General features: G+C 71.5%; 16 protein-coding genes. 12 read left to right on the top strand and 4 right to left on the bottom strand.

Going from position 1 to position 20,118, the window contains the following annotated elements:
* The first annotated feature begins 10 nt into the window (after positions 1-10).
* The 3 genes from JNL41_RS11115 to JNL41_RS11105 are packed head-to-tail and all read left to right on the top strand — an operon-like array spanning position 11 to position 2,825.
* The gene (locus JNL41_RS11115; RefSeq protein ID WP_293474908.1) at positions 11-1,102 is read left to right on the top strand and encodes a glycosyltransferase family 2 protein; all 1,092 of its coding nucleotides are present in this window, start codon (positions 11-13) and stop codon (positions 1,100-1,102) included.
* A complete protein-coding gene (locus tag JNL41_RS11110) occupies positions 1,099-1,455 on the top strand; it encodes a hypothetical protein (protein ID WP_293474906.1) in 357 nt (118 codons plus the stop codon). Before JNL41_RS11115 ends, JNL41_RS11110 begins: the two co-directional genes overlap by 4 nt.
* Positions 1,452-2,825 (top strand): hemophore-related protein, encoded by a 1,374-nt coding sequence (locus JNL41_RS11105; RefSeq protein ID WP_293474904.1) that lies wholly within the window; start codon positions 1,452-1,454, stop codon positions 2,823-2,825. Before JNL41_RS11110 ends, JNL41_RS11105 begins: the two co-directional genes overlap by 4 nt.
* Here JNL41_RS11105 and JNL41_RS11100 read toward each other — a convergent pair.
* Complete coding sequence (locus tag JNL41_RS11100) at positions 2,791-3,864, bottom strand: hypothetical protein (RefSeq protein ID WP_293474903.1); 1,074 nt, start codon at positions 3,862-3,864, stop codon at positions 2,791-2,793. The two genes, JNL41_RS11105 and JNL41_RS11100, sit on opposite strands and share 35 nt — an antisense overlap.
* Before the next feature lie 122 nt (positions 3,865-3,986).
* On the opposite strand from JNL41_RS11100, the gene JNL41_RS11095 reads away from it, so the two are divergent.
* The 4 genes from JNL41_RS11095 to JNL41_RS11080 are packed head-to-tail and all read left to right on the top strand — an operon-like array spanning position 3,987 to position 9,821.
* Entirely contained in the window at positions 3,987-5,945 is a 1,959-nt protein-coding gene (locus JNL41_RS11095; protein ID WP_293474901.1) for a hypothetical protein, read from the top strand.
* Positions 5,942-7,543, top strand: a complete 1,602-nt coding sequence (locus JNL41_RS11090; RefSeq protein WP_293474899.1) for a hypothetical protein — start codon at positions 5,942-5,944, stop codon at positions 7,541-7,543. Before JNL41_RS11095 ends, JNL41_RS11090 begins: the two co-directional genes overlap by 4 nt.
* Positions 7,540-8,565, top strand: a complete 1,026-nt coding sequence (locus JNL41_RS11085; protein ID WP_293474897.1) for a hypothetical protein — start codon at positions 7,540-7,542, stop codon at positions 8,563-8,565. Before JNL41_RS11090 ends, JNL41_RS11085 begins: the two co-directional genes overlap by 4 nt.
* The gene (locus JNL41_RS11080; protein WP_293474895.1) at positions 8,562-9,821 is read left to right on the top strand and encodes a hypothetical protein; all 1,260 of its coding nucleotides are present in this window, start codon (positions 8,562-8,564) and stop codon (positions 9,819-9,821) included. Before JNL41_RS11085 ends, JNL41_RS11080 begins: the two co-directional genes overlap by 4 nt.
* Here JNL41_RS11080 and JNL41_RS11075 read toward each other — a convergent pair.
* Positions 9,781-10,590, bottom strand: a complete 810-nt coding sequence (locus tag JNL41_RS11075) for a DUF6270 domain-containing protein (RefSeq protein ID WP_293474893.1) — start codon at positions 10,588-10,590, stop codon at positions 9,781-9,783. The two genes, JNL41_RS11080 and JNL41_RS11075, sit on opposite strands and share 41 nt — an antisense overlap.
* Positions 10,591-10,798: 208 nt before the next feature.
* Here JNL41_RS11075 and JNL41_RS11070 point away from each other — a divergent pair, with 208 nt between their 5' ends.
* The 4 genes from JNL41_RS11070 to JNL41_RS11055 all read left to right on the top strand — a co-directional run bounded on the left by JNL41_RS11070 (position 10,799) and on the right by JNL41_RS11055 (position 17,826).
* A complete protein-coding gene (locus JNL41_RS11070; protein ID WP_293474891.1) occupies positions 10,799-12,574 on the top strand; it encodes a type I secretion system permease/ATPase in 1,776 nt (591 codons plus the stop codon).
* Positions 12,571-13,944 (top strand): HlyD family type I secretion periplasmic adaptor subunit, encoded by a 1,374-nt coding sequence (locus tag JNL41_RS11065; protein ID WP_293474889.1) that lies wholly within the window; start codon positions 12,571-12,573, stop codon positions 13,942-13,944. Before JNL41_RS11070 ends, JNL41_RS11065 begins: the two co-directional genes overlap by 4 nt.
* A gap of 225 nt (positions 13,945-14,169) precedes the next feature.
* Positions 14,170-16,038: a calcium-binding protein gene (locus JNL41_RS11060; protein ID WP_293474887.1), complete on the top strand. Its 1,869-nt coding sequence runs from the start codon at positions 14,170-14,172 to the stop codon at positions 16,036-16,038.
* A 138-nt stretch (positions 16,039-16,176) separates the two neighbouring features.
* Positions 16,177-17,826: a glycosyltransferase family 4 protein gene (locus JNL41_RS11055; protein ID WP_293474885.1), complete on the top strand. Its 1,650-nt coding sequence runs from the start codon at positions 16,177-16,179 to the stop codon at positions 17,824-17,826.
* A gap of 175 nt (positions 17,827-18,001) precedes the next feature.
* On the opposite strand, the gene JNL41_RS11050 is transcribed toward JNL41_RS11055, so the two are convergent.
* Positions 18,002-18,982, bottom strand: coding sequence for a M23 family metallopeptidase (locus tag JNL41_RS11050; protein WP_293474883.1), 981 nt, complete (start codon positions 18,980-18,982; stop codon positions 18,002-18,004).
* Positions 18,983-19,033: 51 nt separating this feature from the next.
* Entirely contained in the window at positions 19,034-19,801 is a 768-nt protein-coding gene (locus tag JNL41_RS11045; protein ID WP_293474881.1) for a sulfotransferase domain-containing protein, read from the bottom strand.
* A gap of 74 nt (positions 19,802-19,875) precedes the next feature.
* Between JNL41_RS11045 and JNL41_RS11040 the strand changes: the two genes are divergently transcribed.
* The coding region (locus JNL41_RS11040; protein ID WP_293474879.1) for an NTP transferase domain-containing protein at positions 19,876-20,118 on the top strand (243 nt) is incomplete at its 3' end.

Genomic DNA, 20,118 nt, shown 5'->3' with positions numbered 1-20,118 from the left:
GCCGGGCGTCGTGGCCCGAAGCGCGACCGCAAGACCGCCCGAGATCCCGGCCCGCCTCGCCGCGGGATTGCCGGCGCTGTCGCTGGAGGGGGCGGGCGTCTGGCTCGTCGTGCCGTGCTACAGGGTCAAGAGCCACATCCTGCAGGTGATCCGGCGGACGCCGGCGTGGTTCGAGGGGATCGTCTGCGTCGACGACGCCTGTCCCGAGGGCTCGGGCGACTTCATCGAGGCCAACAACACCGACGCGCGGGTCCACGTGATCCGGCTCCACAAGAACCAGGGCGTGGGCGGCGCCACCCTGGCCGGCTACGCCGAGGCGGCGCGCCGGGGCGCCCGCGTCATGGTCAAGGTCGACGGCGACGACCAGATGGACCTGGGCTACGCCGCCCAGCTCGTCGCGCCGATCCTGCTCGGCGAGGCGGACTACGCGAAGGGCAACCGCTTCACCTCGATCAGCCACCTCACCACGATGCCGACCGTGCGGGTGCTGGGCAACGCGATGCTCAGCTTCGCGGCCAAGCTCTCCACCGGCTACTGGAACCTCTTCGACCCCACCAACGGCTACACCGCCATCGAGGCCAACGTGGCGCGGCTGGTCATGGCGAAGCGGGTGGCGCGGCGGTTCTTCTTCGAGACAGACCTGCTCTACCACCTGGGGACGCTGCGCGCGGTGGTCCGCGACGTGCCGATGCCGGCCCGCTACGCCGATGAGGTCTCCAACATCCGGATCAGCGCCATCGTCGGGCCCTTCGCGCTGCGCCACGCGCGCAACTTCGCCCAACGGGTGATCGGCCAGTACTTCATCCGCGACTTCAACGCGGCCTCGCTGGAGCTGATGTTCGGGCTGTTCTTCAGCCTGTTCGGCGTGGCCTACGCGCTGAGCTACTTCGCCAACCGCGTGCCCGGCGTGCCCGCCTCGGCCGGCGTGGTGATGCTGGCGGCCCTGCCGGTGATCCTGGGCGTGCAGTTCCTGCTGCAGGCGATGAACTACGACGTGCTGAACGTGCCCGCCCGGCCGATCCATCCCTATCTGGCGGTCCTGCGCGAGCTGGAGACCGAAGAGGCGGTTACGGCCGCTCCCGACGCGGAGCCGGCGCCGTGACGGTCAAGGACATGGCGCTCTGCAGCGTCTTCGCCGTGGCGCTGCCGCTGGGCCAGATGCTGTTCAAGTGGGGCGCGATCTACAACGAGCGCCTGACCGGGCCCTTCCTGGCCCGCGTGATGGTGAACTGGCCCCTGATCGGCGCCTTCGCCTGGTACGCGGTGACCGCGCTGCTCTGGTTCTACGTCCTGACCCGGGTGCCGCTGTCGCTGGCCTACGCGTTCTCGCTGATCGGCTCGTGCCTGGTGCCGCTGGCGGGTTGGCTGGTGTTCAAGGAGCAGGGCTCGTGGACGATGGTCGCGGGCTACGCGCTGATGCTGGCCGGCCTCTTCCTCGTGGTGCGTCCGGCGTGAGCGGATCGGCGGCGACGTCGCCCGCCCGCTGGGCGCTGTGGCTGGTGCTGGCCGGCGGCTACGTCCTGATGCTGCGGCTGAACCTGCCGGGGCACCTCTCGGTCGACTCGGTGCTGGCGCTGCACGAGGGCCGCTTCGGCGTCCGCACGACCTGGAACCCGGCGATCTTCGGCTGGCTCCTGGGCGTGCTGGACCGGATCACGCCCGGGACGGCGCTGGTCGTGGCCCTGAGCGGCGGACTCCTGTTCGGCGGCTGGCTGCTGCTGTCGCTCAGCCGGGCGCGGACGACGTGGCTCGCGCCGATCCTCGCGCTGGGCCTGATCGCCCTGCCGCAGGTGGCGATCTACCCGGCCATCGTCTGGAAGGACGTGCTGTTCGCCGACTGCGCGATCGCCGGCTTCGCCCTCCTGGCGTTCGGGGTGCGGAAAGGCGGGACGCCGTGGATCAGCCTGGGCCTGGCGGCGCTGCTCCTGGCCGCCGCGGGCCTCCTGCGGCAGAACGGCCTGATCCTCGCCCCGCCCGCCGCGCTCGCCATCGCCTGGGCGCTTTCGGCGCGGGGCTGGAAGAAGAGCCTGGGCCTCGCCGCGGGCTGGCTGGCCGCGGTCGCGGCGCTCACGCTGGTGCTCAGCGCCGTCGCGCGGCCGCAGGGCGCCGGCGCGCCCGACAACGCCGGCGAGAAGGGCCTGCGCCTGCTCGCCACCTACGACCTCGCCGCCGCCGCGCACCTGCAGCCCGGCCGCCTGACGCCGCGGATCGACGCCGTGGCGCCCGACGTCGGCCAGTACCTGCGCGCCAACGCCGACCGTCTCTATGCGCCCGAGCGGGTCGACGTGCTCACCGCCGACAAGTGGCTGGCGAGCGGCCTGAAGCGCGTGCCGCGCGATGTGATCCTCGCCGAGTGGCGCGACCTCCTGACCTCGAACCCCGGGCTGTGGCTCCAGGCCCGGACGCTGGCGTTCCGCCAGGTCGCCGCGACGCCCGTGATCGACCGCTGCCTGCCGGTCACGGTCGGCGTCGAAGGGCCGCCGGCGACGCTGGAGGCGCTCAGGATCCCGCCGCGGCGCAGCGCCGCAGACATGCGGCTCTACAACTGGACGACCTGGTTCCTCGACACGCCGGCCATGTCGCACGTGGCCTACGCGGCGGCGGCGTTCGCGGTGATGCTGCTGATGCTGCTGCGCCGCGAACCGCCGGACCTGATCGTTGCCGGGCTGATGGCCGGCGCGCTGGGCTTTGCGGCCAGCTTCTTCGCGATCTCGATCGCCTGCGACTACCGCTATCTCTACGTCCTGGACGTCGCAGCGCTGACGGGCCTGCTGTACGTGGCGCTCGACCCTAGTCCCGGAGCGCGGCGTCGAGCTCGGCGTTGATGCGCGCCAGCGCGCCCTGCGCGGCCTCGAGGCGGCGCAGGTCCGCCCGCCAGCCGGCCTCCAGCGCCTTGCGCTCCTTCTTCATCTCGGCCCGCAGGTCGGCCTGGAAGGCCTTCGCGCCGATGAGCTGGTCGCGGGCGTCCTTGAGCTCGGAGCGCGCCGTCGCCAGGTCCCGCGCCTGCGGGCTGACCAGCGCGCCGATGTCCTCGGCGCGCCTCGCCAGCTTCGCGGCGGCGTGGTCCAGCCGCTTGCGGTCGGGCCTGCCGCCCGCTGCGGTCTCGGCGAACCAGCCGTGGACGTCGGCGGCGATCGCGCCGGCCCACCCCAGCGCCTCCAGCCCGGCCTCGCCGGCATTGTGGCGCAGGTCCTTGGTGAGGAAGCCGTCGATCTCCTGGGCGCCCGCGTCGGTGAGGTTCGGCAGCGGCCCGCCCAGCGCCGCCTCGATCCGCTTCACCTCCGCCCGCCAGTCGGCGAGCAAGGCGTCGTAGCCCACGAAGGCGCGCGGCAGGTCGCGCGTATAGGCCTCGGCCGCCAGCATGTAGCAGGTCCAGACCAGCACCGACTTCTCGTCGGTGAAGCCGTCGCGGCGCTTCAGCGAGCCCGCCACCGCCAGCGGGTGGCGCACGGGGATCACGCACCTCGCCGCGCACGTCTTCTGGGCCAGCACGGCGCGCCAGAACGGCAGCAGCACCGTGGCGCGGGGGTCCTTCATCAACGGGTTCGCCGCGTGACCGAAGTCGTCGTCGAACAGGGCCGCGGCGCGCTTCAGCCACGCCTTCTCCTCGGGCGGCGGAAGCGGGCGGAACGGATAGGCGAAGGCGTCGTCCCAGGCCGAGCCCGCGGCGCGCAGGCGCTCGTCGTTGAAGATCGCGATCTTCCAGGGCTCGAAGTAGCCTTTGGCGTTGTGCTCGTCGCCCGGCATCACGTCGGCCGGCAGGTCGCAGCCCGCCAGCGCCAGCAGCCGGGTCACCGCCGAGGTGCCCGAGCGGTGCATGCCCAGCACCAGCCAGGCTGTGCGTGTCGCGGAAGTGTCGCTCATTCGTCCCCGCGTGGTAGGGGCGCTTCGGCGCCGCCGCAAGCGGTTGATCCGCCCCGGTTGATTCCAGGGGGCCAACTGTTGCACTACCGGCCCGCTCCGCACGACGACCAGCCAGGATCCCGATGCCCTACAGGGCCCACGCCCGCAAACGGCCAGAGCCGGAAGACGTCGTGCGCGTGATCTCGCCGGCGTTCGACGCGGACTTCTACCGGGCGGTCTACGACGACCTGCCGGCCGACATGTCGCCGCTCTGGCACTACCGCCTCACCGGCTGGCGCGAGGGCCGCGACCCCGCGCCCTGGTTCTCGGTCACCCACTACCTGGAGCTCAACCCGGACCTGAAGAGCTCGGGGTGGGAGCCGCTGCACCACTACCTGTCGCTGGGTCGGCTGGAGGGCCGCGAGGTTCGCCCGTCGGACTGGGCGGCCCGCTACTTCGCCGCCGAGGCGTGGGCCCCGCGCCCCTGGAGCTTCAAGGGCTTCGGCGCCGCCCCCGCGCGCGCCGCCGCCCAGCCGGCGATCCCGCTCACGGCGCAGGAAGCCGCGGTCGCGGCCGAGTTCGACGCCGCCTTCTACCTCGCCGCCAATCCCGACATCGCCCGGTCGGGTACGGACCCGCTGCGCCACTTCCTCGACACCGGTTGGCTGGAAGGCCGCGATCCGACGCCGCGGTTCTCGATCCGAGACTACCTCGAGCTTCACCCGGACGTGGCGGGCTCGGGCCTCAATCCCTTCGCGCACTTCCTGATCTCGGGGCGCGCGGAAGGCCGTTCGGCGCGGCACGACCTCGGCTTCCGCTACGACGTGCTCACGCGGCTGACCGCGCCCGAGGCGCGCATCGCCGCCGCGGCGAAGGCCTCGGCCGACGCCCGCCTCGACCCGCCGGCGCTGCTGGAGGCGGCGCTGGCCCACGTGCGCGACCTGCATCTCACCTTCAGCCACGACGACTACATCGAGCACTCGGGCGGCCTTCAGCAGTGCCTGCGGCGCGAGCAGCAGAAGGTCGTGTCGCTGGGCCTCGACCACCTGCACCTCTTCCCCGTCGCGCCGTGGCCGGCGGTGCGCGCGCCCGACGAGCCCGGCCCCCTGGGCGTTCTCCTGAACGGTCGCCGCCTGGGAGCTTTCCAGCCGCAGACGGTGCGCGCCGCCATCGCCCGGGCCGCGCCGTCCGGCCGGCGCAGCTTCGCGGTCCACAGCCTCCTGGGCCACGAGCCCGACACGACGGCCGACATCGTCGAGGCGCTGGGCGCGACCGGCGGCTTCTTCTGGCTGCACGACTTCGCGAGCCTCTGCTCGGGCTTCCACCTGCAGCGCAACGACCTGGAGGACTGCGGCGCGCCGCCGCCCGGAAGCGCCGCCTGCGCGGTCTGCGCCTACGGGCCGACGCGGGCCCGCCACCTCGACGCTCACGCGCGGCTGTTCGCCCGGCTCGACCTGACCGTCGTGGCGCCCTCGCAGACCACCCTCGACTTCTGGGCGGCGCACGGCGACCTGCCGGCGAAGCGCACACGGGTCCTGCCGCACGCCAGGCTCTCGGCGCCGCGCCCCGCGGCGAAGGGACCGAAGCATCGGCCGTTCCGGCTGGCCTACCTGGGCATGCCGCAGCCGCTGAAGGGCTGGCCGATCTTCCGCGAACTGGCCGCCACCTTCGCCGGCGACCCGCGCTACGAATTCCTGCACCTGGGCGGGCGGCCCGATCCGGGCGCCTACGCGGAGTTCCACGAGGTGATGGTCACGCCCGACCGGCCGCGCGCCATGCAGGAGACGCTGGCGGCCCTGGAGGCAGACGCCGCGCTGATCTGGCCGCTCTGCCGCGAGACCTTCTCGTTCACGGCCTACGAGGCCGCCGCGGCGGGCGCGGCGGTCGTCACGGGACCGGACAGCGGCAACGTCGCGGCCTTCGCGGCCGATCCGAAGCGCGGCCGCGTGCTGCCGGGCGAAGCGGCGCTCTTCCATGCCTTCGCCACCGGCGAGGTGCTGGCGCTCGGCCGCGGGGCCCGCAAGGCGAAGCTCTACGACATCGACTACAGCGGCATGACCGGCGACCTGCTGGCGAAGGCCCCTCCGGCGAGGGCCTCGTGAGCGCGATGGATCGCCTGCGCCGCGTCGCGGTCCGCGCCCTCGGTCGCGGCGGCGGCGAGCGCCGCCTGGTCGCCCAGGCCTTCGACCGCGACTGGTATCTGACGGCCAACCCGGACGTGGCCGCGACGCGCGCCGATCCGCTCGATCACTTCCTCGCCCACGGCTGGCGCGAGGGCCGCGATCCGACGCCGCGCTTCTCGGTGGACGAGTACCTGGAGAACAACCCCGACATCGCCGCGGCGGGCCTGAACCCCTTCGTCCACTGGCTGAAGCACGGCCGCCACGAGGGCCGGCCGATGCCCGACGCCCTGGGATTCCGCCAGCAGGTGATCCGTCGGCTGAAGCCCATCGACGCACAGATCGAGGACTCGGCGCGCGCCACCGCCGGCGTCGCCGCCGGGACCGCCGCGGCGCTGGCCGCCGCTCTCGGCAAGGCGCGGCACGGGCTGAAGGGCCTGCACATCACCTTCAGCCATGACGACTATCGCGCCAGGGTCGGGGGCGTGCAGCTCTGCCTGCATATCGAGGCGGCGGCCGTGGCCGGGCAGCGGCGCGACCACCTGCAGCTTCACCCGGCGATCCACTGGCCCGTGGTCCGCGCGGCCGGCGACCCGGGCCGGCTGGAGGCGGTGCTGAACGGCCAGTCGCTGGGCGTCTTCACGCCGGCCGACGTCGCCGCGGCGCTGCCCAGAGCCGGCGCCAAGGGCGGCAGCTTCGCGATCCACAGCCTGCTGGGGCACGAGGCCGCGGAGACCGCCGCCATCGTCGAGGCCGCGGGCCTGAAGGCCGGGTTCCTCTGGCTGCACGACTACGCCAGCCTCTGCGCCGGCTTCCACCTGCTGCGCGACGGCGTCGAGGACTGCGCGGCCCCGCCGCCCGGCAGCGGCGCCTGCGCGATCTGCGTCTACGGCCCCGCCCGCGCGCGCCACGCCGACGCCCACGCGACGCTGTTCGCCCGCCTGGAACTCACCGTCGTCAGCCCCGCCCAGGGCACGCTCGACTTCTGGCGCGCGCACACTCGCCTGAAGCCCGCCGCGGCGGTGGTGCATCCGCACGCGAGGCTGACGCCGCGCGGCCCCGCGCCGACGCCGAAGGCCGGTCCGCTGCGGGTCGCCTACGCGGGCCATCCTGCGGCGCACAAGGGCTGGCCGATCTTCCGCGACCTGGCGCTCAGGCACGAAGGCGACCGCCGCTATCAGTTCCTCCACCTGGGGGCCGCGACCGAGGCGGGCCTTCCGATGCAGTTCCACGACGTCCGGGTCGGCGCCGCGAAGCCCCACGCCATGCGCGAGGCGCTGGAGCGTCTCGAGATCGACGTCCTGGTCTTCTGGCCGCTCTGGCGCGAGACCTTCTCGTTCCTGGCCTACGAGGCGCTCGCCGCGGGCGCCGCCATCCTCACCGGACCCGACAGCGGCAACGTCGCCGCCCTGGTGGGCGAGCACGACGCGGGCCTCGTCGTCACCGAGGCCGGCCTGGCGGAGGCGTTCGACACCGGCGCGGTCGCCCAGCTTTCCCGCGCGGTCCGCCGGCCCATGCTCTACGATCTCGCCTTCAGCGGCATGACCGCCGATCTCGCCTCCGCCAAAGCCCCCGCATGAAAGTCCTCGTCTACTCCAGCTTCACCTTCTCGTACCTGAACCGCGCCCGGGTTCTGTTCCAGACGCTTCGCCGTTTCCACCCCGACTGGGAGCTGGCGGCGCTGATCACGGACAGGCCGCCGGAGGGGTTCGCGTTCGACCCCGCCGCCGAGCCGTTCGACCGGCTGGTCTGGGCGAGCGACCTGGGGATCCCGAACTTCGAGAGCTGGCTCTTCAAGCATGACGTCGTCGAGGTCTGTACGGCGGTGAAGGGCCCGTTCATCCACCAGGCCTGCTCCTGGGGCTTCGACGCGGTGATCTATCTCGATCCCGACACCGCGCTGCTCGCCGGCCTCGACCCGCTGGTCGACTGGCTCCGGGACCACGACATCCTGCTGACGCCGCACCTGATCGACCCCAACGACGACGACATGGCGATCCAGGACAACGACATCTCCGCGTCCCGGACCGGCATCTTCAACCTGGGCTTCGTCGCGATCCGCACGACCGGGGAGGGCGCGCGCTTCGCCAGGTGGTGGAACGACCGGCTGCTCAGCTACTGCTACGACGACATCCCGAACGGCCTCTTCGTCGACCAGCGCTGGTGCGACCATGTGCCCGCGCTCTTCGACAGGCTGAAGGTCATCCGCGACCCGGGCTACAACGTCGCGAGCTGGAACCTCTCCACCCGCAAGGTCGCCGTGGAGAAGGACGGGCGCATCACCGTCAACGGCCATCCGCTGCGCTTCTGGCACTTCACCAAGCTGGGGCCGGTCGGCGACACCATGACCAAGCGCTATGCGGGCCGGAACTTCCAGGTCTACGAGGTCTGGGCCTGGTACAAGCGCCAGGTCGCCGCCGTCACCGACCCCACGATCCCCGAACGCTGGTGGGCCTACGGGACCTACGACGACGGCAAGCCCATCGCCAAATCCGAGCGCGTGCTCTATCGGCAGCGCCAGGATCTCCGAGACGCCTTCCCCAACCCCTTCGCCTCCGGCCGCGGCAGCTTCCAAGAATGGCTCGAACACGAAGGCGCGTGACGCCGGCCCCCGCGCCCGAGCCGGCCGCTCCGGCGCCGCGGGCCCCCGCGTCCGACGCCGAGACCTACGCCGCCCTGCTGCGGAAGGCCCACGCGGTCACCGAAAAGGTGGCGCGCCTGACGCGCGACTTCGAAGGCGCGCACCGCGTGGCCCATGACGCCCAGGTGCGAGAGGCGCTCGTCCGCACCGAGCTGAGCCTGGCCCTGCACGAGACGCTGGCCGACCGCGCCGGGCTGCAGGCGCGGCTGCGCGAGCAGGCGCTGGCCGCCTTCCGCGCCCGCCCCGAACGCCGCCTGCGGCGACACAACCGGCTGTCGCGGATGCTCGACAAGGCGCTGGCGCGCTTCGGTTCCGTGGGCCAGGCGCTGGTGATCGCGCGCAGCGGCGTCTGGCGCCGCACGGGCCGCCGGCTGCACGACCTGCGCCACATGGCCGCCTACGCGCGCCGCCGGGCGATGGCCGACGTCACCCCGCTCGCGCCCGTCGACCAGCGCTGGTATCTGGAGGCCTACCCCGACGTGACCGCCGCGCGAACCGCGCCGCTGGTGCATTACCTCGTCTCGGGCGACCGCGAGGGCCGGCGGCCCGGGCCGCTGTTCGATCCGCAGTGGTATGCCGGCCAGGCCGGCGCGGAGCTGGGCGCCACGGGGCTTTCGCCGCTGGAGCACTACCTGCGGGTCGGCGCCGTGCGCGGTCTCTCGCCGCACCCCGCCTTCGACGTCGGCCACTACCTGGCGCAGGCGCCGGTGCTGGAGCCCGGCGACGACCCTCTCTCGCACTACATGCGCGAGGGCGGCTTCGTGGGGCTGTCGCCGCATCCCGCGTTCGACCCGGCCTGGTATCAGCGCCAGGCGGGCGAGGCGATGGCCGGGCGTCCCGCGCTGCTGCACTACCTGGGCGGCGGCTGGAAGGACGGGCTGTCGCCGCATCCGCTGTTCGATCCCCGCTGGTATCTCGAGCAGCATCCCGAGGTGGCCGAGGCGGGGCTGGAGCCGTTCACGCACTTCCTGGCGAGGGGGGGGGCGGAACGGATGAGCCCGGGCCCATGGTTCGACGCGGCCTTCTACGCCGAGGCGCGCGGCGCCGAACTCGCGGCCGGCGCCAATCCGCTGGTGGACTACCTCACCGGCGGCGCGTGGGCGGTGGCCGAGGCGCGGCCCGGCTTCCCGACCGTCGCCTATCTCGCCTCACGGCCCGAACTGGCGCGGAGCGGCGTCACCCCGCTTGAGCACTGGGCCCGGCGCGCAGGCCGCTGAAGGCGTCGCCGAGGCCCAGCGCCGCCAGTTGCCGGCGCACTTCGTCATAGTACTCGGGCACGTAGTGGAAGGGCGACAGGCCCCAGCGGTGGCCGGCGTCGGCCAGCCGCAGTTCGCCCGCGTCCACGCGCTCCAGCGGCGGCATGACCGTCTGGAAGTGCGCCTCTTGCCGGACCAGGAGGTCGTTGTAGGACCAGATGTCCGCCGGGTCTCCGCCCAGGATCTCGGGCCCGAGGATCGGCTGCGCCGCGCCGTCCGCGTCGCGATGGTGGGTCGCCCAGCGGGCGGAGTGGAGGATGAGCCGGGCGCGGCTCAGCGGCGAGCTGGCCACGAAGGCCGCGAACTCGGCGGCCGAATCCATCCAGAGCCGCGTACAGGCGTCCGACAGCCGCCGCACGGTATGATGCCTGCGGAACGCGCGCCGCGTCAGATAGCCGCTGCGGATGATCTCGCCGCTCCGCGACACGAGCGAGTCGCCCACCGCCAGCAGGTCGAAGCGGTCGTCGATGAAGTCGAAGATGATGTGCGTGGGCCGGAACGCCAGGAGCCGCGCCAGCGCCGTCTTCGTCAGGTCGGCGACCAGGGCCGCGTGTTCGTGGTTGTGCAGGTCGCCCGGCGGGCGCCTCGCCGGCGAGAAGCCCTTCACGGGAACCGAGAACAGGCTCGGGAAGCTGGTGCGCGAGACATAGAGCAGGTGCTCTGAGCCGCCGCCACGGATCGGCCACAGATCGCGGGTTATGCAGCTACCGACGATGGCGATGCGTGACATAGGGGCGGCTGTGCTCCACGCCGTCTCATAGCGCAAGACGCCAGAAGGGCGGACGAATCACGCCATTGACACGGCCGGGCCGGCTGAGCATCTACCCGCGCTCTCGAAGACGCGGACGGCCCGAACGGCATGGTCGCGTTCGCGTTCACCCTTTCTGACGAAGTTTGGTGTATCAGGCCCTGCGCTCTGAAGGGACGACCTAGGCGACATGAAATTCCTGACGTTCCTGAACACGCTCCCCGACAACGTGTTGGGGCGGGCGCTGCGCGAGGGCTATCGCCCCGCCGTCGTCGCGTTCAGCTTCAGCCTGGTCTCGAACCTGCTCTACCTGGCGCTGCCGCTCTACACCTACCAGGTCTACGGCCGGGTGATGGTCAGCCAGAACCAGGCGACGCTCTGGATGCTGACGCTGGTCACGCTGTTCGTGTTCGCGATCTCCAGCATCGTCGACGACTTTCGCGCCCGCATCCTCATCAACTATGGCGTCGCCCTGGACCAGCGGGTGTCGGGCCGCGTGTTCACGGCGCTCTTCGACGCGGCGGTGCGCGGCGATCCGGGCGCGCGCGCCCAGGCCCTGCGCGACCTCGACCAGTTCCGCCAGTCGCTGACCGGCATCGCCGCGGCCGCCTTCTTCGACGTGCCGTGGATTCCCGTCTTCCTCATCGTGCTGTTCATCATCGACCCGCTGGTCGGTGTGATCACGGTGGTGGGCGCGATCGCGCTCTTCCTGCTGGCGATCCTGCAGGCCCGCGCCACCCAGGGCGCGCTGAAGGACGCCAACGAGGCGGCCCTGCGCAGCTACGGCTTCACCGACGCGGCGCTGCGCAACGGCGAAGTGGTCCGCGCCATGGGTATGCTGCCGACCCTGGGCCAGGCCTGGGCGCGCCACCGCCAGGTGACGATCGAGCGCGGCGCCGCCGCGGCCGAGGCGTCCAACATGTACACCGACATCATCAAGGCGGTGCGCATGGGCATGCAGGTGCTGATCGTGGCGATCGGCGCCTACCTGATCCTCGAGGGCAAGATCCACTCCGGGATGCTGTTCGCCAACATGATCCTGGCCAGCCGCGCGTTGCAGCCCATCGAGAAGATCGTGGGCTCGTGGGACCCGCTGAACAACATGGTCCGCGCCTATGAGCGGCTGAACGGCCTGCTCGCCAAGGCCGAGCCTCCCAACTCGGCCACGTCGCTGCCGCGTCCGCTCGGCAAGCTCTCGGTGGAGGGCGTGAACTTCGCCCCGCCCGGGGTGCAGCGGCTGGTGCTGGCCAACGTCAACTTCGCGGTCGATCCCAACGAGGTGCTCGGCGTCATCGGCCCGTCCGGCGCCGGCAAGTCGACGCTGGCGCGCCTGCTGGTCGGCATCTGGCGGCCGCTCAACGGCGTCGTGCGCCTCGACGGCGCCGACGTGTTCTCCTGGGACCGCGCCGACTTCGGCCGGCATGTCGGCTACCTGCCGCAGGACACCGAACTCTTCGCCGGCACCGTGCGCAACAACATCGCCCGCTTCCGCGAGGGCGTCACCGACGAGGAGGTCGTGGCCGCGGCCCAGCTCGCCGGGGTCCACGAACTGATCCTGCGCATGCCCAAGGGCTACGACACCGACGTGGGCGAGGGCGGCGTGGTGCTCTCCGCGGGCCAGCGCCAGCGTGTCGGCCTTGCGCGCACGCTGCTGGGCAAGCCCGCCTTCGTGGTGCTGGACGAGCCCAACGCCAATCTCGACGCCGAGGGCGAGGACGCCCTGATGCGCGCCATCGACGCCATGAAGGCCAACGGCGCGACCGTGGTGATCATCAGCCACAAGCCCGGCGTGTTCCGCGCCGCCGACAAGATGCTGGTCATGCGCGACGGCCGCGTCGAGCTGTTCGGCCCGCGCGACCAGGTCATGGCCCGCCTCGTCAAGGCCGCGCAGCCGCAGCAGGCCACGCCGGCGCCGGCGGCGGCGCCCCCGCCGACCGAGGTCCGCGCCGTGGAGGGCGGCCGATGAAGCTCGACCTGACGCCCACCCGGGCCAACTACGTCGCCCCCACGTTCGGCGGCGACGACAAGGGCCCGCTCCCGCCCGAGCTCGAGCACCGCCTGAAGCGGCCGATGATGGTCGGCGCGGGCGTCATCGGCGCGTTCGTCATCGGCCTGGGCCTGTGGGCCTCGGTCGCCAGCCTCGCGACCGGCATCACCGCGCAGGCCGAGGTGCGCGCCGACGCCCAGCGCAAGACCCTGCGCCCGCGCGAGGCGGGGATCGTCAAGCAGATCATGGTCCAGGAGGGCCAGTTCGTCCGCGCCGGCCAGCCCTTGCTGCTGTTCAACGACGTCGAGGCCCGGGCGGGCGTCGACGTGATGCAGAACCAGTACGACACCCTGATCGCCCAGAGCGCGCGGTTCTCCGCCGAGGCCCTGGGCAAGACCCAGCTTGAGCTGCCCGCCGAGCTGATGTCGCGGATGACCGACCCGCGGGTCGCCACCCTGATCCGCGACCAGCAGTTCCTGTTCACCAGCCGCCAGCAGCTCTTCCAGAGCCAGTCGTCCGTGCTGGCCCAGCGAATCGACCAGCAGCAGAGCCAGATCGAGGGGATGCAGGCGCAGCTCGACTCGAACAACGAGCAGCAGCGGCTGACCGAGGAGGAGCTCGCCGGCTACCGCAAGCTGAACGAGCAGGGCTTCGCGCCGAAGACGCTGATCCTGCGCTACGAGCGCAGCCTGGCCGAGCTGGCGGGCCGCAAGGGCCAGCTCGGCTCCGAGATCGCCCGCATCAGGCAGCAGATGGGCGAGACGCGCATGCAGCTCGCCTCGCTGCGCGACGAGCGCGAAAGCCAGTCGGCCGAAGGGCTGCGCGACAGCCAGGCCAAGCTCGCCGACGTGATTCCGCGGCTGACCACGGCGCGCCAGACCCTGGCCAACACCGTCGTGCGCGCGCCGGTCGACGGCTACATCTTCAACCTGACCCAGTTCACCGTCGGCGGCGTCGTCGGCGGGGGCGAGGTGATGATGGACGTGGTGCCCTCGGGCGTGCCGCTCACGGTCACCGCGATGATCAAGCCCGAGGACGTGGACGAGGTCCACGTGGGCATGGACGCCAAGGTCAAGCTCACCGGCCTGAACCAGCGGTTCAACGATTCGCTGGACGCCAAGGTCTCGGTGGTTTCGGCCGACCGGATCACCAACGAGAAGAGCGGGCTGGCCTTCTACCGGGTCGACCTGCGGATCCCGCAGAGCGAGCTGAAGAAGCTCAAGAAGGGCGTCCAGATGACCCCCGGCATGCCGGCCATGGCGCTGATCGTGACCGGGAAACGCTCGGTCATGGGCTTCATCATTTCGCCCATTACCGACACGCTGGAAGACGCGTTCCGCGAGGAGTAGCGGCGCCGGCGCCACACTCGAACACCTCGGGATTTCCTGGGGGATTCCCGAGGCTTTTTCAGGTTGCGTATTTGGCAGGCTTCCGATACGTCTCCCCTCGGGCTCGTCTAACCTGACGCCGCAGCCGTGTGCTATGGCGTTGGGGTAATGGACCGCTGGGACGCTCCATCGGGGATGGGGGTCAAGCGTGCCAGGGGTCCCGTGTGACACAGACTGGAGAGACTAATGGCGACTTATTTCTTTGAGACGATCACCGACGCTCAGGCCTCGTCGTACAACGCGGTGTCTGACAACCTGGTGTTCGGCCAGACGGGCGAGCGCGCGAACCTGACGACGGTTCGCTACAACCCCTCGACGCCGACGCAGGCTGCGACGGTGACGATCATCTCGGGCCTGACCGGCAAGACGGTGACGTTCCCGACCTCGATCGCGGGTCCGACTGCGGACACGGTGACGGGCTACGAGAACGTGATCTTCCCGGACAGCTCGATCCTCCGCATCGGCGACACGAGCAACGAAGCCGCGATCGCGGGCGGCGCCGGCGGCGACGGCCTCTATGGCGGCGCCGGCAACGACAGCATCTCGGCGGCCGGCGGCAACGACCTGGTCCAGGGCAACGCGGGCACCGACACGATCTCGGCCGGCGCGGGCAACGACACCGTCTACGGCGGCGCTGATGGCGACACCATCGACGTCGGCACGGGCAGCAACTTCGCTCAGGGCAACCTCGGCAACGACTCGATCGAAGGCTCCACCGGCACGAGCGGCACCCTGCTCGGCGGTCAAGGCACCGACACGATCCAGGGCGGCGCCGGCCCCGACCTGCTGAACGGCAACCTGGGCAACGACTCGATCGTGTCCGGCACCGGCAACGACGTGATCCTCGGTGAAGGCGGTGACGACCAGATCACCAACGCCTCGACCGAAGGTTCGAACGTCAGCATCGACGCGGGTTCGGAAAACGACACCGTGACGGCGGGCGACGCCAACCTGGTGGTCGTGCTCGGCGACGGCAACGACTCGATCGTCCAGACCGTGACCGGCGGCAACACCGGCTCGACCGTGGCGAACATCGCGGGCAACGCCGGCAACGACTCGATCTCGACCAACAACGGCGGCGCCAACACGCTGCTCGGCGGTCAAGGCAACGACTCGATCGTGAACACCGCGGCCGCGGGTGGCGTCGACCTGATCAACGGCAACCTCGGCAACGACACGATCTCGGCCGGCACGGGCAACGACACCGTGTTCGGTGAAGACGGCAACGACGTCATCGACGCCGGCGCCGGCAACGACACCGTGAACGGCGGCGTGGGCAACGACTCGATCATCTCGGGCGCTGGCAACGACAACGTCCAGGGCGGCGACGGGTCGGACACCATCAGCAACGCGGCTGGCGGCAACGACGTCATCGACGCCGGCACGGGCAACGACCAGGTGGTCGGCGGCGCCAACAACGACAGCATCACGCTGGGCGATGGCGACGACAGCGCGACCGGTGGCGCTCTGAACGACGTGATCTCGGGCGGCGTCGGCAACGACTCCATCACGGGTGACGCCAACGACGACGTCATCACCGGCGGTGAAGGCAACGACACCCTCGACGGTGGCTCGGAAGCCGACAACCTCGACGCGGGCGGCGGCAACGACAGCCTCGTCGGCGGCGCCGGCAACGACACCCTGCAAGGTGGCGACGGCAACGACACCATCATGGGCGGCGCCGGCAACGACGCCCTCCGTGGCGGCAACGGCAACGACGTGTTCCTCTTCGCCAGCGGCGATGCGGGCACCGTCTCGCCGCCCGACCAGATCCTCGACTGGCAGGCCACCGACGGTCTGGCGTTCGGCCTCGGCGCTCTGCCGGCCGGTGCGGACGGCACGAACTACATCGAGCTGACCGCTTCGACCTACGACGCCGCCTACAGCCTGGCCGTGAGCCAGGTGGGTGGTCCGGCCATCTACGTGGTCGTCCAGGTCGGTTCGGACGTGGTGGTCTTCGCCGACAGCGACAACGACGGCGACGTCGATGACGCGGTCACCCTGGTGGGCCGTTCGCTGGCCGACATCCAGGCGGCGAACATCCTCGGGGTCTAAGTCGACCTACGAACGACGAAACAAGGATCGGGCCGCCCCTCGGGGCGGCCCTTTTCTTTTGCCCCGCCGCGCCCGCGCCGGCCGATCCGCGCGGCCGCCCTTTGCGCGCGCCGACGCCCGGGCTATGAGCGCTCACCCATGTCCAACGCGGCCATCTACCTCCACCCCAACGGCTTCGACACGTCGGGCCAGGTGCTCCTCGGGCGCCATTCCGCCGGCGAGAGCTTCCTGCGCGGCTTCGTGCGTCACGCCGACGTCGAGCGCTTTCACTTCTGGAACGTGGCCGGCCGGCCCCAGGCCGAACTCGACGCCCTCGTCGAACGGATCGAGGCGCCGACGCGCCCGATCTCCTGGATCCCCCAGACCGACCGCCGCCGCCTCGCCGAGGCCGGCGTCCTCAACTTCCCCTCGCCCGGCATCGACACCGAGGCCTGGCGCCGCCGGCTGGTGGGCGAGCAGCTCTACGCCCTCACCGGCATCACCCATACGACGGCCACCGGCCGGGTCATGCGCATCGTCGGCGACCTGCTGCTGGCGCCGCTGCACGACTACGACGCCCTGATCTGCACGTCGTCGGCCGTCCGCGCGGCCGTCGAGACCCAGATGCAGATGATGCGGGAGTACCTGGACGAGCTGCACGGCCCCCGCTGCACACCGGAACTCCAGCGGGTCACCATCCCGCTCGGCGTCAACTGCGACGACTTCCAGACCTCGCCGGCCGACCGCAAGCGCTGGCGCGACGAACTCGGCATCCCCGACGACGCCATCGTGGTGCTCTACGTCGGCCGGTTCCAGGCCAAGGCCAAGATGAACCCCGCCCTGATGGCCATGGCGCTCGAGCGCGCCGCCCGCCGCACGGACAAGGAGATCTGGTGGGTCAATTCCGGCTGGATCGAACCCGCCGGCACCGGCGACGTCTTCCACGGCGAGACCGCCAAGCTCTGTCCGTCCGTCCGCTACGTCCACATCGACGGCCGGCCGCCCGACGTCCGCTTCTCGATCTGGTCGGTCGCCGACCTGTTCATCAGCTTCTCCGACAACATCCAGGAGACGTTCGGCCTCACGCCGGTCGAGGCCATGGCCGCCGGCATCCCGTGCGTCGTCAGCGACTGGAACGGCTACAAGGACACGGTGCGCGACGGCTTGGACGGCTTCCGCATCCCGACGACCGCGCCCCGCCCGAACTTCGGCGGCGACCTCGCCTACTACTTCGACAACGCCTGGCTCATCTACGACAACTACGTCGGCGCGACCGCCCAGTACGTGGCGCTCGACCTGCAGAAGGCCGAGGATGCGCTGCTGCGCCTGTTCGAGGACGCCGACCTTCGCCGCACCCTCGGCGCGCAGGCCAGGCGGCAGGCCCGCGAGGTGTTCGACTGGGCCGCGATCATCCCCCAGTACCAGGCGCTGTGGGCCGAACAGGACGCCCGGCGGCGCGCACGCCCCCACGTCGCCCCGCGCAGCAACCCCTACCGCCCGGACCCCTATGTCCTGTTCGCGGGCTATCCGACGCGCCACCTGCAGCCGAGCGACGTCCTGGTCCTCAACCCCGGAATGACCTGGCCGGCGGCCAAGGCCCGGCTGGACGGTCCCCTGGCCGCCTACAGCCGCTTCAACCGCCCCACGGCGGCCGAGTGCGAGAAGGTGATCGTGTTCCTCGCCGAGCAGGGACCCGCGCCCGTGGCGCGCCTGCGCGAGCTGATCCCCGAGGGCCGGCGCAACTTCCTGGAGCGGGGCCTGCTCTGGCTGGCCCGCCACGATGTGGTGACGATCCACCCCGCCGCATGAGCCGATGGCGCGGAGCCAGAAACGCGAAGGCCGGACGACCGATCTCGCGATCCGTCATCCGGCCAAAGCGACACAGCCATGGAGAGCTAGGCTGACGGCCGGACCCTAGCGGAAAGCTGGACCACGGCAAAGGCGGCCGCGGATCACGAGTCGTTCAACGGCGGTCTGCCGCGCGTCAGAGGGAAACCTCGATCCGCCGGCTGACGGCCACCTTGCCGCCCCGCCAGACCCGGTAGTCGCCGACGTAGCGCCCCCTGGGCCACCCTGCGGCCGGACGCCGCTTGCCGATGAGATTGAAGTCCTCGGCCCGCCAGCGCGCCAGAGGCGGCCGGCGCACCGTGGCCAGAGTCGCGCCGTCCGGGGCCGTGAGCGTCAGCTCCGCCTCGTCCCCGGGCAGCAGGCCGATCGCGCGGACGTAGAAGATCATCCAGGGCGACGCGGCCCCCGCGAACGGTCGCACCGCGGCATCCTCGACGTCGTCCTTGCTGGGCTGGACCGCGGTGAAGCCGGCGTTCAGCACCACGCCCTGCCGGTAGGCGAGCTTCGCCGCGGCGGTGGCGGTCCAGAGCGGGGTCTGGCGGGCGCCGCAGGCCGCGGCGGCGTCCGGCGCGAACGGATCGACCACGCGCTCGCCCTGGCGCACGTCGAAATGCAGATGCGGGAAGTCGCTCATGCCGGTGATCCCGACCCGGCCGAGCGGTTGGCCCGCCGCCACGTCCTGCCCCGGCCTCACCGTCACGCTGCCCTTCGCCATGTGGCAGTAGGCGGTCAGCCAGCCGCCGCCGTGGTCGATCGACACGGCGTTGCCGCAGCCGTTCTCCGGGCCGGTCGCGTGGCCGGGCGGCTGGTCGGGGACCCCGTCGCGGATGTAGCGCACCTTGCCCGCGGCGGCGGCCAGCACCGTCACGCCGCGGCGCTGGGCGGCCATGTCCGGCAGCCGGATGTCGACGCCCGTGTGCCTGTCGTAGGTCTCGGGGCCGCAACGGTAGTCGCGTGTTCCCGGTCCCGCGTCGCGATCGACGTAGTGCTGGATCTCGCAGGTCCGGCCGGGCTCGCAGGCGATCGGCAGGCCGAGCCTCGGCGCGCCGACAGGCGCCGCGGCGGTCAGGCCGAGGGCCGGGACCGCCGCCAGGGCGGAGAGGGCGAGGCGTCGCATCGGCCGAACCTCCTGCGGCGGCGGGTCGAAACTGTGGCCGCCGTCGTCGAGCTAACCGAAACGGATCCCGGTCAGCGCCGCGAGCCGTTCGGCGTCGGCGGCGTAGACCCGGCGCAGGAACGCGACGTCCTCGGGGTCGAGGTCCCCGGCGTCGCGGCCGACATGGCTCTCGCGCTGCGCCGGCGCTGGGGCCGGCGGCAGGCCCAGGAACGCGCGCACCCGGCCCAGCGCCGGGCCGTGACCGCCGCGCAGCGCTTCCGAGGTCAGGACCAGCACCTGCTCGCGCGGGAACAGTCCGAACAGGCGCTCCATCTGCTCGCCGTAGAAGCCACGCTCGACGTAGGAGAACTCGCGATGATGCCCCCACGGGCGCCCGGGGCCGGCGGCCTCGAACAGCCGCTGGCGGCCCTCGCGCACGCACCAGGCGAACGGCCGGGTCTCCACGCCGTTCTTCGTCTCCATCCGCCAGCCCGACCACGCCCGCTCGACCGGGTCGCGCAGGACGACGATCAGCTTCATGGCCGGGTTGTAGGCCGCGATCCGCTCCAGGCTCCGCGGCCAGTAGATGTAGATCGGCGTCGCCTCGCCCGCCGGCGGGCCGCGGACCCCATGAGCGACCTGGGGGAAGCGGGCGTGGTAGCCGTCATAGTCGGGATGGTTCCAGTCCTGCGCCTCGTCGTCGAAGAAATGCAGCTCCTTCTCGGCCGGCAACGCGATGTCGCCGTAGTCGCCGAGATAGTCGAAGAGCGCCGTCGTGCCGGCCTTCTGCGCGCCGGCGACCAGGAAGTTCACGAGCGGGGCGGGGCGCGGCGCGGCCATCACCTCCCATCCCGCGCGGCGACCTTTCCGGCAAGAGGCTTTGGCCGACGCGCCGCGTCCGTTAAGAGGGCCGCATGAAGACTGTGATCCTGGCCGGCGGTCTCGGCACGCGCATCTCCGAGGAGAGCCAGTTCAAGCCGAAGCCGATGATCGAGATCGGCGGCCGCCCGATCCTGTGGCACATCATGAAGCTGTATTCGTCCTACGGCTTCAACGACTTCGTCGTCTGCCTGGGCTACCGCGGCTATGTGGTGAAGGAGTATTTCGCCAACTACGTGCTGCACAATTCCGACCTGACCGTCGACCTGAAGTCGGGC

The organism is Phenylobacterium sp., assembly GCF_016793285.1.
Classification (GTDB): domain Bacteria; phylum Pseudomonadota; class Alphaproteobacteria; order Caulobacterales; family Caulobacteraceae; genus Phenylobacterium.
The sequence above is the reverse complement of the archived record's forward strand: the minus strand, read 5'-3'. Positions and strand labels throughout refer to the sequence as shown.

Excerpts from the sequence above, each read along its gene's own strand:
- JNL41_RS11100 (WP_293474903.1), bottom strand. The coding sequence starts at position 3,864 with ATGAGCGACACTTCCGCGACACGCACAGCCTGGCTGGTGCTGGGCATG.
- JNL41_RS11095 (WP_293474901.1), top strand. The coding sequence starts at position 3,987 with ATGCCCTACAGGGCCCACGCCCGCAAACGGCCAGAGCCGGAAGACGTC.
- JNL41_RS11085 (WP_293474897.1), top strand. The coding sequence starts at position 7,540 with ATGAAAGTCCTCGTCTACTCCAGCTTCACCTTCTCGTACCTGAACCGC.
- JNL41_RS11075 (WP_293474893.1), bottom strand. The coding sequence starts at position 10,590 with ATGTCACGCATCGCCATCGTCGGTAGCTGCATAACCCGCGATCTGTGG.
- JNL41_RS11070 (WP_293474891.1), top strand. The coding sequence starts at position 10,799 with ATGAAATTCCTGACGTTCCTGAACACGCTCCCCGACAACGTGTTGGGG.
- JNL41_RS11065 (WP_293474889.1), top strand. The coding sequence starts at position 12,571 with ATGAAGCTCGACCTGACGCCCACCCGGGCCAACTACGTCGCCCCCACG.
- JNL41_RS11060 (WP_293474887.1), top strand. The coding sequence starts at position 14,170 with ATGGCGACTTATTTCTTTGAGACGATCACCGACGCTCAGGCCTCGTCG.
- JNL41_RS11055 (WP_293474885.1), top strand. The coding sequence starts at position 16,177 with ATGTCCAACGCGGCCATCTACCTCCACCCCAACGGCTTCGACACGTCG.
- JNL41_RS11050 (WP_293474883.1), bottom strand. The coding sequence starts at position 18,982 with ATGCGACGCCTCGCCCTCTCCGCCCTGGCGGCGGTCCCGGCCCTCGGC.
- JNL41_RS11045 (WP_293474881.1), bottom strand. The coding sequence starts at position 19,801 with ATGGCCGCGCCGCGCCCCGCCCCGCTCGTGAACTTCCTGGTCGCCGGC.